Annotated in this window: 13 protein-coding genes; 4 read left to right on the top strand and 9 right to left on the bottom strand. The window is 34.8% G+C overall.

What is annotated here, in order from left to right; translation table 11 throughout:
• Positions 1-29 precede the first annotated feature (29 nt).
• Positions 30-1,475, top strand: a complete 1,446-nt coding sequence (locus tag AC4AGG_RS07290) for a P-loop NTPase fold protein (RefSeq protein WP_489771333.1) — start codon at positions 30-32, stop codon at positions 1,473-1,475.
• On the top strand, positions 1,472-2,428 hold the full coding sequence (metF, locus tag AC4AGG_RS07285; RefSeq protein WP_489771332.1) for a methylenetetrahydrofolate reductase [NAD(P)H]: 957 nt from the start codon (positions 1,472-1,474) through the stop codon (positions 2,426-2,428). The genes AC4AGG_RS07290 and metF overlap by 4 nt, the downstream gene beginning before the upstream one ends.
• Before the next feature lie 50 nt (positions 2,429-2,478).
• Here metF and ribA read toward each other — a convergent pair whose 3' ends face one another.
• The 9 genes from ribA to AC4AGG_RS07240 form a co-directional block, all read right to left on the bottom strand.
• Positions 2,479-3,075 (bottom strand): GTP cyclohydrolase II, encoded by a 597-nt coding sequence (gene ribA / locus AC4AGG_RS07280; RefSeq protein ID WP_489771331.1) that lies wholly within the window; start codon positions 3,073-3,075, stop codon positions 2,479-2,481.
• A gap of 30 nt (positions 3,076-3,105) precedes the next feature.
• On the bottom strand, positions 3,106-3,552 hold the full coding sequence (locus tag AC4AGG_RS07275; protein WP_489771330.1) for a hypothetical protein: 447 nt from the start codon (positions 3,550-3,552) through the stop codon (positions 3,106-3,108).
• A complete protein-coding gene (locus AC4AGG_RS07270; protein ID WP_489771329.1) occupies positions 3,549-4,160 on the bottom strand; it encodes a DUF4254 domain-containing protein in 612 nt (203 codons plus the stop codon). The genes AC4AGG_RS07275 and AC4AGG_RS07270 overlap by 4 nt, the downstream gene beginning before the upstream one ends.
• Before the next feature lie 10 nt (positions 4,161-4,170).
• Entirely contained in the window at positions 4,171-4,371 is a 201-nt protein-coding gene (locus tag AC4AGG_RS07265; RefSeq protein WP_489771328.1) for a Sec-independent protein translocase subunit TatA/TatB, read from the bottom strand.
• A 31-nt stretch (positions 4,372-4,402) separates the two neighbouring features.
• Positions 4,403-5,953 (bottom strand): murein hydrolase activator EnvC family protein, encoded by a 1,551-nt coding sequence (locus AC4AGG_RS07260; protein WP_489771327.1) that lies wholly within the window; start codon positions 5,951-5,953, stop codon positions 4,403-4,405.
• Positions 5,950-6,789 carry a lipoprotein insertase outer membrane protein LolB1 gene (gene lolB1 / locus AC4AGG_RS07255; RefSeq protein ID WP_489771326.1) on the bottom strand — a complete coding sequence of 280 codons (840 nt, stop codon included), beginning with the start codon at positions 6,787-6,789 and terminating at the stop codon, positions 5,950-5,952. Before lolB1 ends, AC4AGG_RS07260 begins: the two co-directional genes overlap by 4 nt.
• 109 nt (positions 6,790-6,898) lie before the next feature.
• Positions 6,899-7,918, bottom strand: a complete 1,020-nt coding sequence (locus AC4AGG_RS07250) for a sugar phosphate nucleotidyltransferase (RefSeq protein WP_489771325.1) — start codon at positions 7,916-7,918, stop codon at positions 6,899-6,901.
• 34 nt (positions 7,919-7,952) lie between these two features.
• Positions 7,953-8,384 carry a dUTP diphosphatase gene (dut, locus tag AC4AGG_RS07245; RefSeq protein ID WP_489771324.1) on the bottom strand — a complete coding sequence of 144 codons (432 nt, stop codon included), beginning with the start codon at positions 8,382-8,384 and terminating at the stop codon, positions 7,953-7,955.
• Position 8,385: 1 nt separating this feature from the next.
• Entirely contained in the window at positions 8,386-9,837 is a 1,452-nt protein-coding gene (locus AC4AGG_RS07240; protein ID WP_489771323.1) for a lipopolysaccharide biosynthesis protein, read from the bottom strand.
• A 157-nt stretch (positions 9,838-9,994) separates the two neighbouring features.
• Between AC4AGG_RS07240 and AC4AGG_RS07235 the strand changes: the two genes are divergently transcribed.
• Positions 9,995-11,332: a dihydroorotase gene (locus AC4AGG_RS07235; RefSeq protein ID WP_489771322.1), complete on the top strand. Its 1,338-nt coding sequence runs from the start codon at positions 9,995-9,997 to the stop codon at positions 11,330-11,332.
• Positions 11,333-11,388: 56 nt separating this feature from the next.
• On the top strand, positions 11,389-14,310 hold the full coding sequence (locus tag AC4AGG_RS07230) for a M16 family metallopeptidase (protein WP_489771321.1): 2,922 nt from the start codon (positions 11,389-11,391) through the stop codon (positions 14,308-14,310).
• The last annotated feature ends 266 nt before the right edge of the window (positions 14,311-14,576 follow it).

Raw genomic sequence — 14,576 nt, 5'->3', positions numbered from 1 at the left:
AAGCAATCTTTAGAATTAAAATTTAATTTATGTCAAAAGAATACGTAGAAAAAGTTTTTAATACTTTCGAAAAACATTTAATGCTTGAAAATAATAAACGTATTATTTTTTCAGGGAAGTTCGGTATTGGAAAATCTTATTTTCTAAAAGCTTTTTTTGACGATGAAAATTATAAAGAAAAATACTTTCCAATATTTCTTAATCCTGTTAATTATTCTGTTTCGTCCAACGAAGATATTTTTGAACTGATAAAGTTTGATATTTTATTTCAAATTATTGATAAAAATGTCATTGATTTTGAAAATTTCAACTTTCCTACGGGAAACTTAGTATACCAATATTTTTCAAATAAATTTTTAGGTGATTTTATATCTAATGTAGATTTACTTGGAGAAACTATAGTTGAAGATAATTTGCCAAAATCATATAACATTCTTAAAGGTTTTGGAAAACTTCTCACAAAGCTGACAGAAATTAGTAAGAGTGATTATGATAATTTTAAAAAAGAAATTGAAAGCAATCCTGACTTAAAATTAATTCAAGAGTATTTTGACAAGGAAACTAATAAGGTTGGTTCTTTGTACGAGAATAACGCTGTTACCCAACTTATTTATCAATTAATCAATAATATTGAAGAAAATACAGAAAAGAAAACTATTCTTGTTATTGATGATTTAGACAGAATTGACCCTGAACATATTTTTAGAATTCTAAATATTCTTTCTGCTCATGATAATTTAGAAGAAAATAAGTTTGGATTTGAGAAAATTATTTTGGTTTGTGATTTAAAGAACATTCAATCTATTTACCATCATTTTTATGGTTCTGAAACTGATTTCTTTGGATATATAAATAAGTTTTATTCTGTTGAACCTTATTATTATAGTAACACGGATTATTACTTACTTTTCAAGCAAAACTTTAAGGTTAATGATACGGAATTACAAAGAGATAGTCATATTCTATTTTTGCAATATGTTTTAGGAGAGGCAATTAGTGAAAATTTTATTACTGCAAGACAAGTTTTTAATAGTAATTTTTCAAAAGAATCGATTTTAGATATCTATGAATTTTATTCAAATAGAAATTTAGATAATGTTTATTATAAAGGAAAATTTATGGATTCTTTTAATTTCTATAAAAAGAACTATGCATTATTGAAAACTTTTATCCATTTTTTTGGAAGTACTGAAAAATTGTTTGGATATTTGGGCTCAATCAGTAGAGATTTCTTAATTAGAGTTGATACAATCGATTCTGTCATGGCAAATTTTTTTTGTATGGCAAAATTCAAAGCACCTGATTTAGATGAATTTTATCCCCGTAGAATAACCGCCGTTTACAGTACAATATTGGTTAGTTCAAACGCGAGATCTTTTTTATTGCAAGATAGAAAAGTATTGCTTACAGCTAACTTAAATGAATTTTTTCAGGATTTACAAGATGTCATAGATAATATTAAAATAATAGAATGAAAGTAACAGAACATATAAAAAACGCCAACGGGAAAACACTTTTTTCCTTCGAGATTTTGCCTCCATTGAAGGGACAGAATATTAAATCTATTTTTGATGCGATTGATCCTTTAATGGAGTTTAATCCAGCATTTGTAGATGTGACTTATCACCGTGAAGAATATGAGTTTCATGAGAGGGAAGATGGGCTTTTGGAGAAAAAAGTGGTAAGAAAACGACCTGGAACTGTAGGGATTTGTGCTGCAATTCAAAACAAATATAGTGTAGATGCGGTTCCTCATATTTTATGTGGAGGGTTTACCAAAGAAGACACGGAAAATTTTCTGATAGATTTGGATTTTTTAGGTATTCATAATGTATTAGCGCTTCGTGGTGACGCCGTGAAGTCCGAAATTTACTTCAAACCAGAAAAGAATGGACATCCATTAGCTAAGGATTTGGTAAAGCAGATAATGGAAATGAATAATGGCAGTTACCTCGACGAGAACCTCGAAAATTCTTCACCTACAAGCTTTGATATAGGAGTAGCTGGATATCCGGAAAAACACATGGAAGCAGCAAGTTTTGAACAAGATATTTACCATCTGAAGAAGAAGATTGATGCAGGTGCTGATTATATTGTAACTCAAATGTTTTTTGATAACCAGAAGTATTTTGATTTTGTTAAAAAATGTCGTGAAGTAGGCATCAATGTTCCGATTATTCCTGGATTGAAGCCTATTACCACCAAATCTCAATTGAGTATGATTCCACACAGATTCAAAGTGGATTTGCCTAATGAATTAGTGATTGCGGTGGCGAAAAGCAAAGATAACAAGGAAGTAAAAGAAATAGGAATCGAATGGTGTATTAACCAAAGTAAAGAGCTTATGGAACATGGAGCTCCCGTTTTACACTATTATTCGATGGGTAAAAGTGAGGCTGTTAAAAAAATTGCAAGTCAAGTTTTTTAATTATTTTAATTATGAAAAAACGCTTTGGATTTCCAAAGCGTTTTTTATTTCTAGTCAATTTCATCATCAAGGAGATGACCAAATTGGTCTTTTTTGATTTTCAAATAATCTCTACTTACTTCGTTAGATTTGATTTGCAAAGGAATTCGAGAAACAAGCTTGATATCACTATTTTCGACGTATTTCAGTTTCTCTGGATTGTTGGTCAAAAGATTGATTTCTTTGACTCCAAGAAGTTTGAGGATATCGATGGCAACTCCAAAGTCTCTATCATCAGCGGGTAATCCCAACTGCAAATTTGCTTGGATTGTGTCTAGACCTTGTTCTTGTAAAGCGTAAGCTTTCAGTTTATTAATGATACCGATATTGCGACCTTCTTGTCGAAGATAGACGATGATTCCGCCATTTTCATGGGTGTATTTCATTGCCGCATCTAATTGTTGACCACATTCGCATTTTTTGGAGTGAAAAACTTCGCCAGTAATGCACTCGGAATGGAATCTCACATTAACGGTCTTCGAAAAATCGGTGGAGTCAGATACAATGGCCATATGTGGCATCCAATTACTTTCTTCTTCTGAGAAAGCAATCATCCTGAACTGACCAAATTCGGTAGGAACATTGGCTTCAGCCTGTATTTTAATCATGGAAAGTTAAATTTAAGCGATGAAGTGTTATTATTGATTAACAACAGCTTCTATTTCTGAGATATTAGTTTTGATTCTTACCAAGTACCTGTTAAGGACTTCTTCTTGGTCCGCATTGAGAGATTTTCTAAGATTCTGAATCTTCACGTATCTTTTCTCGAAATTGTTATAGGACTTGGTTTTTGCTTCCCTGTTACCAGCTTCAATCGCGTAAAGATAAGTCTGAAGATTGATTTTCATGTAAGTGATTTCCTTGTCTAATTTCTCATTATTGTATGTTGGGAATGATGAAATTAAAGCATTTAATTCGCTAGCGTTAACGTTTTCGACAATAAAGTTAGAAAAGGCTACTTCTGTATTAATGGTTGAAGAGGATTGGCTAGTAAACGCATTCGAAAGCGGAGACGAGCTGTAACTTTCGGAGGCGCACGAAATCAAGGCTAAATTAATGATGACAAGAAATCCTAATCTCTTCATTGTTTGTTCTTTTGATAAAGGATCGGGTTAAGAGTTTCGTCATTGTACATTTTCATTTGTTGGTACGTTTTCATCTTAACTCTTCCGTTCTCAATATCATCAAGAAGATAATCAATAGCAGTGGATAAATCTTTTTTCTGTTCTAAAAGAATCGATAACTTATCATTACATTTTTTACGATGTTCATCTGAAGCGTCCGCTCTGGTTGCTTCAATTTCCATATGATAAATTTTCAAAGCCAAAATGGATAATCTGTCGATTGCCCAAGCTGGAGTTTCTGTGTTGATTCTTGCCTCCGATAAGGGAGTGATGCTTTCATATTTTTTCAAAAACCAACGGTCGATATATTCAACCAAGTCCGTTCTTTGCTGGTTAGAAGCGTCAATCCTCCTTTTGATTACCAATGCGTTTTCGGGTGAAATATTTTCATCCCTAATGATATCTTCTAGATGCCATTGGACCGTATCAATCCAGTTCTTAGCATACAAAAGTTGTTCCAAACTGCCTTGCTCAAATGGATTAGTTATAGTCGCATCGACATTATCAGAAATATGATAATCAGAAATAGATTGTTCGAAAATCTTCCAGGCTGCATTAATCAAGTTCATAGTCAGTGTATTATGAAGCTGAATCTGAATTTTTCTTTTGCTCTTCTGGAGTCTTGTCCTCTTCCTTTACAGCGTCCTTAAATTCTTTGATTCCAGAACCTAAGCCTCTCATCAATTCAGGGATTTTTTTTCCTCCGAACAATATTAGAATTATAACCGCAACAACTAAAAAGTGTTGCCATGAAAGGGCTAATATTACAATTGAATTCATATCGTTAAATTTTTGCAAAATTAGTGAAAAATTAATTAACCCACTCTTGTGGATTGACTGGTGTTTGACCATTCCAAACTTGGAAATCTAGTGTGGTACTTCCATCAAAAGATTCACCTATTACTCCAACAGTTGTTCCTGCAGCAACTTGTTGTCCTTTTTTAACAGAAATGCTTTTCAAGTTAGAATACACCGTAAAGTAGGTTCCGTGTTTGATAAAGATTGACAAAGTTCCGTCACTATTGTCCATAATTCTGGTTACTTCTCCAGGAAAAACACACTTAGCTACACTTCCTTTAGAAGCTGCGATTTTAATACCAAGGTTGTCCTCCCATACATCATAGACTGGGTGCTTTTGTCTGCCAAAATGGTGTGTAATCGGGCCATAAACAGGCATACTCATTTTTCCTTTGTTTGCAGAAAAATTCGAAGAAGCACTAGCTGTTACTCCATAAGTGGCCAAAGCTTTGGTGTCGACTGCTTTCTTTTCCGCGTCTTTTTTTCTTACTAGATCAGCTTCCGCAGCTCTCGCAGCAGCCAATTTTTCTTCAGCTTCTCTTGATTTGATTCTTGCAGCTTCAGCTTCTTTCGCAGCAGATAATTTTTTTGCCTCGTCACGAGCTGTAGCTTCTGTCTTAGCGGCTTCGTCTGCTCTCTTTCTTTCTTCAGCTTCCCTTTTTGCTAAGGCTTCCGCAGCTTTTTTTGCCTCTGCTTCTGCACGAAGTCTTTCTTTTTCTAAAGCAGCAGCTTTAGCTTTGTTCTCGGCATCAATTTTAGCTTTTTCTTTAGCAGCTGCTTCTTTAGCTAAACGAATTTTTTCGGCTTCTGCTTTTTTCTTGGCTTCTTCTTCTGCTTTGGCTATTCGATATTCTTCTGCGATAATAGAAGATATTTTCTTATCAATTGCTTTTTGCTGAGCTATCCTTTGATTGAGTTGAGCAACGAGTTTGGTTTCATTTTTTCTAAAATCCTCCAATAGTTTTTCTTTCTGGATTCTTTCAGCATTAATGGTAGTTAACTCCTTTTCTTGGTTGGAAAGCAAAACATCTTTTTGTTTCATCGATTTTTGTCTTTCTCCGATGGATAACTGAAGCGTCTTTGCAGCATTTCCAATTTCTGCAGCTTTTCTTTCTTGGTAATCAGAATAAAGTTTGAGGTATTGGATTCTTCTAATTGCCTCTCCAATACTTCCAGAGGAAAGGATGAAGGTTACTTTGTTTTGGAGACCTCTGTTTTTGTAGGCACTAATAAGAACTTCTGCATAGTTTTTACGAAGAACTTCTAGTTCCTTCGTTTGACGATTAATTTCTAATTGTCTCAAGTAGATGTCGTCCTCAATAAAGCGTTTTTCTTTTTGGGTGTTGTTATATACTTTTTCTCTAAGTTCAATTTTTTTGGTAACATTGCTGAGATATGCCAATGACAGTCTAGACTCACTTCTAGATTTTGATAGGTCGGAGTTGATGGCGGCAATTTGTTTTTTTAGTTCAGCACTTTGTTTCTGCAATTGCTCTTTTGTTTGTTGAGCAAAGGAGTGTACACATAAAAGAATTATTGCAAAAAGACTAATTTTCTTAATCATTGAATTTCAATTTTTTTGTAATTGCTTGGGATGGAAAAAGGTGTTTTCATCTCAATGTCGTCAAATTTCGTATTTTCTAATGAAATTTGGCTGTTTTTGCTTCCTTTTATAGTTATTTTAACATTTTTTGGCATTCTGTAGGTCTTGAATTCTTCCCAGTTGTCGTAAAGTACTTCTAATTCGTCTTCGGAATTAACATCTTTTAGGTACACTCTTTTGAGGTCGTAGTTGGTTGTATAATCTATTTCAACTTTGTATTCTCTCACGACTCCTTCATTTTCAATTTTTTGGTTGTTGAATGAAGTTAGCTTATATCCCGAAGCATTTTTGGTTAGTCTGTAGTTACTATCGTTAACACGGAGAAATGTTCTTCCCATTAACAGTTTTTCTAAAGACTTGTATTTGATAAAATTGACGTTAAGGAGCTTATTAAGATATTCGAATTCGGAATCGATGTATGTTTTTTCGGTCTTTAAATATGCTTTGATCCCTTCCTGAGTTGCAACAGCTCTTCCAGCTGGGAGCAGGAATGCAGTGATGTTCATCCATATTTGCGTATTGTTTTCTATATAAGTAACCACATCTAATGTTGGAAGATACTGGGTGTCATTTTGGATGTCAATTTTACTATTGATTTTAATATGGTTGAATTCGACAGGGGGCAAAATCGTCGTATAAAATTCGACGGTGCTATTAAGTGGCTGATTGGCATCTTTTGGATTATTATCATAGATAGCCAAAGAATCAGTGGCTGAAGAGTTATCATCCACGGCTTTTTTCGCCTTACAAGAAAGCAGAATCGTTACAGAGACGAGGATAATAAGAAGTTGCTTCATATAGGTTGGATTAATCTTAAAAAAGATAAATAAAACTTTGCAATATTAACGCCAAACCACACAAAATGTTTTGTGTGGTTTGGAAAGTGAGATTTTATATTTTTATCATTTAATCCTTAGAAAGAAAATCCAAAACTGAATAATCTCCTAAAGAAATTTCTCTCGATACACCATAATAGTGGGCTGAATTCCCAATCATAGAATTACTCAAGTTTCCGTGGTCTATGACTGTGTTTCCTTGGATTAGCGAATTGTCGATGTTAGAATTAACCACTTTGGTTCCCTTGCCAAGAGAAACGTAAGGTCCAATTTTGGAGTTGGTTATTTCTACGTCTTCACCAATAAAACAAGGGTGAATGATTAAGCTGTTTTCAATTTTAGAAGATGCTGGAAAATGAGAAAATTCTTCTTTTTCGTATTCCAAAATCTTTCCATTAGTTTCCACTGTTGCATTTTTGTTACCGCAATCCATCCAATCGTCAACTTTCCCCAAAGAAAATTTTGCACCTTTCTGACGAAGATTTTCCAAAGCAGTAGTTAATTGAAATTCGCCACCTTGTTTGATGTCGTTATCCATTATGTGATTAATTTCAGACATCAATTTTTGAGCACTTTGAAAATAGTAAATTCCAATAATCGCTAAATCGGATACAAAGGTTTTTGGCTTTTCAACAAAGTCAGTAATGAAGCCATAATCGTCTAATTTAACAACACCGAAAGCGGAAGGGTCTTCCACTTTCTTCACCCAAATAACACCATCCGAATTTTTATCCAATTTGAAATCTGCACGGAAAAGCGTGTCAGCAAAAGCCACAACTACATCACCTTGCATGGATTCTTCCGCACATTTGATAGCATGTGCTGTTCCTAATGGCTCATCTTGGGTATATACACTTCCTTTCGCACCCAATTTTTCTGCGATTTGAATAAGAGATTCTTTTACTTCATCACCAAAATCTCCGATAATGAAAGCAATTTCATCAATTTCTTCTCCTGCTACTTTAGCGATATCTTCAACTAATCTTTGTACGATTGGTTTTCCTGCAATTGGGATTAATGGTTTTGGAACTGTAAGGGTGTGAGGTCTTAATCTGGAGCCTCTTCCAGCCATAGGAACGATTATTTTCATTACTCTTTTTTTTGATTAGTTTTCTGTGTTTTTTTTAAATTTTTGTACTTCCAAACCCACCTTGACCTCGCTCAGTACTATCAAGTTCTTCAACTTGTTCCCAAACAGCGGTTTCGTGTTTTGAGATGACCATTTGCGCTATTCTGTCACCATCATTTATTGTGAATTCGTCAGAAGACAAATTTACTAAAATTACGCCAATTTCGCCACGATAATCTGCATCAATCGTGCCAGGAGTGTTAAGGACTGTAATTCCGTTTTTGAGCGCAAGTCCACTTCTTGGTCTAATTTGGGCTTCGTGACCTTCAGGAAGTTGAATAAATAAACCAGTGGGAAACAATCTTCTTTCTAAAGTCTTCAATGTAAAAGACTCTTCCAAATTTGCATACAAGTCCATCCCTGCGGATAGTTCGGTTTGGTACTTTGGAAGTGGATGTTTGGATTTATTAATGATTTTTATGGTCATTTTATCTTTTTAAAATTTTGTTAATAATAGGTTTTTCATGGTACGCAACGAAGGCTATAAAAGCTAAAAGGAAAAGATTTCCTACAATGTAATTGGTCCTAAAGAAATGAAACGAAATCACAGAAAAAGTTACTGTGATACCTATATACATTAAGATTTTCTTTGTGTTGTATGGAATTGGATACATGATTCTTCCCCAAATGTAGGAAATGACCATCATGCTGGTATAAGTTATTAAAGCGGCCATTGCACTTGCCCAGTATCCGTACTGTGGAATAAATAGGAAGTTAATCAAAATAGTAATTCCGGCACCAATAAGGGAAATGTACAGTCCAACTCTGGTTTGGTCAGAAAGTTTGTACCAAATGGAAAGGTTAAGGTAGATCCCTAAAAATAAGGCACCTAACATCACCCAAGGGATTATGGCTATTCCTTCATAGTACTGTTCATTGCCTAAGTATCTTTCCGAAATCCATTGTAGATTAACCATTAAAAAAAGAAAAATCAAACAATTACAAATCACAAAAATATCCATCAAAACCGTGTAGGTTTTGTGACTGTTTTTGTCTTTAAAACTTGAGAAAAAATAGGGCTCGATTCCCAGTTGATAAGCTTGTCGGAACACTGTAATGAAAGTGGCAATTTTATACACCGCACCGTAAACACCAATCTGATGTCTGGCTTGGTTATCTGGAAGTAAGAATTTTAAAAATTGTCTATCAAGAGTTTGGTTGATAACACCAGCAAGTCCCGCAATCATCACTGGCCATGAATAATTCATGATTCGTTTCCAAAGTTTGAAATCGAAACTTTTAATGCTGAAATTCACAAATTCTTTTCCGACAATAAGTAGTGTTACAGTACTTTGCGCCAAGTTTGCAATAAAGACGTAACCAACACCTATTTGAGGATTATAGGTTATTCCCAAGAAGCCTTCGGGTCTGTTTTTAAGAAATTTAATAAAAAACCAAACTAAGCCAAAGTAAACAAGAGAACCTAAAACTTTGGAAAGCATATATTGTATCGGTCTTCCTTCTAATCTCAGAACTGCAGATGGAATGGTTGAAAAAGCATCTATAGATAGGATAAATAGGAAAATGATCAAAAAGTTAACTTGATCCGGTGTCTGAAAAGCGTATGCTAATTGATATCTAAATACATAACCGAGAATCAAATAAATAAAACCAGTACAAAGAATACTTAGTGAAGTTGTAGAAATCAACGTTTTCTTGGAAATGTTATCTTCCTGTGCAAAACGGAAGAATGAAGTCTCCATTCCGTGGGTAAGTAATACTGTAATAACGCCTGCGATAGAATACCAATCCACAAATGGAGAAGAAGCAGTTGGGCCAAAAGCACCAGTAACTATTGGTGCTACAATAAACGGAAAAATACGGACCAAAACAGAACTTAAGCCATATACAGCTGTTTGTCCTAATAGTTTCTTATACAATCTCTGAAAATTTTTGGGCAAAGTTAACCAAAGAAGTTAGAAGTTAGAAATTAGAGTTTAGAATTTTCCCAAACCCTTTTTTAATCTTAAATTTGAAACAGTAATCATTTATTTAAACGATGTCTAAAATCTGACATCTAAAATCTAAAATCTAAGAATGAAAATCCTCATCCAAAACGCCAAAATTGTCAACGAAAATCAAATTATTGAAAGCGATTTGCTCATCGAAAATGATTTAATCTCCAAAATTGAAAAACATATTTCCGAAGAAAATGTAGATAAAATTATTGATGCCTCTGGAAAATATCTTTTACCTGGAGTAATTGACGACCAAGTTCATTTTCGGGAGCCGGGTTTGACGCATAAAGGCGATATCGAATCTGAATCCAAATCAGCAATTGCAGGTGGAACGACGAGTTTTATTGAACAACCCAACACAGTTCCTAATGCTGTAACTCAGGAATTGTTGGAAGAAAAATATAAAATCGCGTCTGAGAAATCTTATGCTAATTACTCCTTTTCGATGGGTGGAACCAACGATAATTTGGAAGAAGTTTTGAAAACTAATCCAAGGAATGTTGCTGCTATCAAGTTGTTTTTGGGCTCATCGACTGGAAATATGTTGGTTGATAATCCTGAGATTTTAGAAAATATTTTTTCAAAAGTTAAAATGCCAATTTGTGTGCATTGTGAAGACGAAACCACCATCCGAAACAATACCGAGAAATACAAGGCTGAATATGGAGATGATATTCCAGTGAAATTTCATCATTTAATTAGAAGCGAAGAAGCCTGTTATTTATCTTCGTCCAAAGCGGTGGAATTAGCAAAAAAAACAGGAGCGAGACTTCATATTTATCATCTTTCAACGGCCATAGAAACTGACCTTTTCCAAAATGACATTCCTTTAAAAGATAAAAAAATCACTGCGGAAGTTTGCGTTCATCATTTGACTTTTACCAATGAAGATTACGACACCAAAGGTTCTTTAATTAAATGGAATCCCGCCGTTAAAACTCAAAAAGATAAAGATGGACTTTGGGAAGCGCTTTTGGATGACCGTATTGATGTAATTGCCACAGACCATGCTCCTCATACTTTTGAAGAAAAACAAAATCCTTACACCAGTTGTCCTTCGGGAGCACCTTTGGTTCAGCATTCTTTGAATGTGATGTTAGAAAATCATCAAAACGGAAAAATTTCTTTGGAAAAAGTGGTAGAGAAAATGTGTCATAATCCTGCGATTTTATTTGAAATCGAGAAACGTGGTTTCATTAAAGAAGGTTATAAAGCAGATTTGGTTTTGGTTGATTTGGATTCTGAATGGAAAGTTGAAAAAGAAAATATTCTTTACAAATGTGGTTGGAGCCCATTAGAAGGAATGGTATTTCATAATAAAATTACCCACACTTTCGTGAACGGAAATTTAGCGTATGAAAATGGAAAATTCAATGAAGATAAATTCGGAGAACGATTGCTGTTTGACCGAAAATAAATGATTAAATTCGCTTCTGATACTTTAAATTAAAAATAATTCGTAAAAAACAAAAAATGACAAAGAGAATTTTGATGTCACTTCTTTTCGTTGTTGCGGTTTTGGGATATTCCCAAACCTATGAATGGAAAGAAGCAAAAAGTGGTGGATATACGTATAAGTATGTCACCAACGATCCAACTCAGGCGAGGTTTTACACCTTGAAAAACGGTTTAACGGTAATCTTAAGTCCTACAAAAAAAGACCCAAGAATTCAGGCTTTTGTTGCTACAAAAGCAGGAAGTAAAACCGATCCTGCAACCAACACTGGTTTAGCTCACTATTTGGAGCATATGTTGTTCAAAGGAACAGACAAATACGGTTCTTTGGATTGGGCAAAAGAAAAGACGGAATTGGATAAAATCGATGCTTTGTACGAACAATACAACAAAACAAAAGACGAAGCGCAAAGAAAAGCCATTTACAAAAAAATTGACTCTGTTTCTGGAGTTGCTTCCAAATATTCCATTGCCAATGAGTATGACAAAATGATGTCTGCAATGGGAGCGCAAGGAACCAATGCTTGGACCAGTTTCGAAGAAACGGTTTATACAGACGATGTCCCAAGTAGTTCCATTGATAAATACTTGGCTGTACAAGCGGAAAGATTTAGAAATCCTGTGCTAAGAATTTTCCATACCGAATTAGAAGCGGTTTACGAGGAAAAAAATAGAAGTTTGGATAACGATGGTAGAAAAGTTTTTGAAACTTTGTTTTCCAATGTTTTTCTTAACCACAACTACGGAAGACAAACGACGATTGGAACGGTGGAGCATTTGAAAAACCCTTCTTTGGTTGAGATTCGTAAATATTTCAACACTTATTATGTTCCTAACAATATGGGAGTGATCATGTCTGGAGATTTCAATCCAGATGAGGTGATTGCAAAAATCGACAAGGCATTCTCTTATATGCAAACTAAACCAGTTCCAAAATATACCTTCACGCCAGAAGTTCCGATGACGAAGCCAGTTGTGAAGGAAATTGTTGGTCCAGATGCAGAGAATATTGCAATTGCTTACCGTTTACCAGGAAACAAGGACAAGGATGTTCTTTTAGCTGATTTAGTAGGTTCTATTTTAACGAACGGAAAAGCAGGTCTTTTAGACTTGAATTTAGTTAAAAAACAAAAGCTTTTGAGAGCAAGTGCTTTCACATATACTTTGCAAGATTATGGCGTTTTGTGGGTGAGTGGTGCTCCGACGAATGGTCAGACTTTGGAAGAAGTTCAGGCTTTAATTCTTAACGAAATCGAAAATCTTAAAAAAGGAAACTTCGATGACGATTTGTTGCCTTCGATTGTGAATAACATCAAAAAGCAAAAAATTCAAGAAACCGAAAAATATGCAGACAGAGCTTCATTGCTTCAAAGTGCCTTCACTGCAGAATTGGATTGGAAAGATCAAGTCGCTTATGTTAATGACCTTTCCAAAATAAAGAAAGCCGATGTTGTTGCTTTTGCCAACAAATATTTTGGAAATAATTATGTAGCAGTGCTTAAAAGAAAAGGTGAAAACCAGAACACTCAGAAAATCGAAAAGCCAACTATCACACCAGTAGAGACCAATGCAGACAAGCAATCAGCTTTCGTGAAATCGGTTAATGATATGCCAGCAACAGCTTCTCAACCTGTGTTTTTGGATTTCAATAAAGATATTCAAAAATCCAAATTAGGAAAAGCAGAAGTGCTTTATGTTCAGAACACGGATAACCAATTGTATCGTTTAAGATACCGTTACAAAATCGGATCTCTAAATGATTTGAAACAATCTTTGGCTTCAAGTTACATTCAGTTTTTAGGAACTGACAAAAAATCTGCGGAAGATATTTCTAAAGAATTTTACAAAATCGCTTCCAGTTTCAGTGTTTCGACGGGAGAAGAATATACAACAGTTACCATCGAAGGACTTCAAGAAAACTTTGACCAAGCGGTGAAATTATATGAAGATTTGGTGCTTAACTCAAAACCAGACGACACAGCTCTTGCGGCTTTGAAAGCAAGAATTGCGAAATCAAGAAAAGATTCCAAAGCCAATAAAGGTGCAATTTTACAAGGTTTGACCAGTTATGCGATGTACGGAGCGAAAAACAAATTCAACAATACACTTTCGGATGCAGAGCTTAATGCAATTACATCACAAAATTTGGTTGATGGTTTGAAAAAACTGAACTCTTACGAGCAAACTGTCATCTATTATGGTCCAGAAAAATTGAAAAATTTGACTTCAAAATTAGCGACACTTCACAAAGTTCCTACAACTTTTGCGCAACCAAGTCCACAGAAAACGTTTGCTCAAGTTGCTCAGACAAAGAATCAAGTGCTTTTTGCAGATTACGATATGGTTCAAGCGGAAACAAGATGGATCAGAAATACCGACAAATACAACCCTTCTAACACCACTTTAGTTTCAGTTTTCAACAATTATTTCGGAGGCGGAATGGGTTCTTTGGTGTTCCAGACCATTCGTGAAAGTAAGGCTTTGGCTTACAGTACTTATGGATATTACGTTTCGCCACAGAAAAAGAATGACGAGTATTATATGATGAGTTACGTAGGAAGTCAAGCGGACAAATTCAATGAAGCAGTTACTGCGATGAACGAGTTGTTGACCAAAATGCCTGAAATTGCTGGGAATCTTGACTTGGCAAAAAGTCAGGTAAAGAAGGATATTCAGACCGAAAGAATCACGCAGGACGACATTATCTATCGTTACCTTAGTGCACAACAATTAGGCTTGAAAGATGATATCAGAAAAGACGTTTACAATACTGTTGATGGTATTTCGATGGCTGATGTCAAAAATTTCCACAAAAATAATTTATCAGGAAAACCATACACTTACGCATTGGTTGCTTCTGAAAAAAATATCAAAATGGAAGATTTGAAGAAAATCGGCGAAGTCAAAAAGATTTCTCTCGAGGAGATTTTCGGATATTAATCCAACTTCAAAAGCACAAAAGGCTGTCTGTTTTCAGGCAGTCTTTTTTATTTGGGCGCGTCTACGACCGGGCTTTCCGTTTCAATCTTTTTTGCCATAGCTTTTCCCATGCAAAAAAAGGATTTCCACTACAATCCCTCGCGCAAAAACACGCTGTACATAAATTCAACTAAACATTCAAACTTTACAAATTTTTGGCTGAGTAAAACGCCTTGGCGAACTTGAAGACAGCCCATTGATGAAAAGATCTTAGCGAACTTTGTGTT

This window comes from Chryseobacterium sp. CG10_8, assembly GCF_058117085.1.
This window is presented reverse-complemented; position numbering and strand designations above follow the sequence as displayed.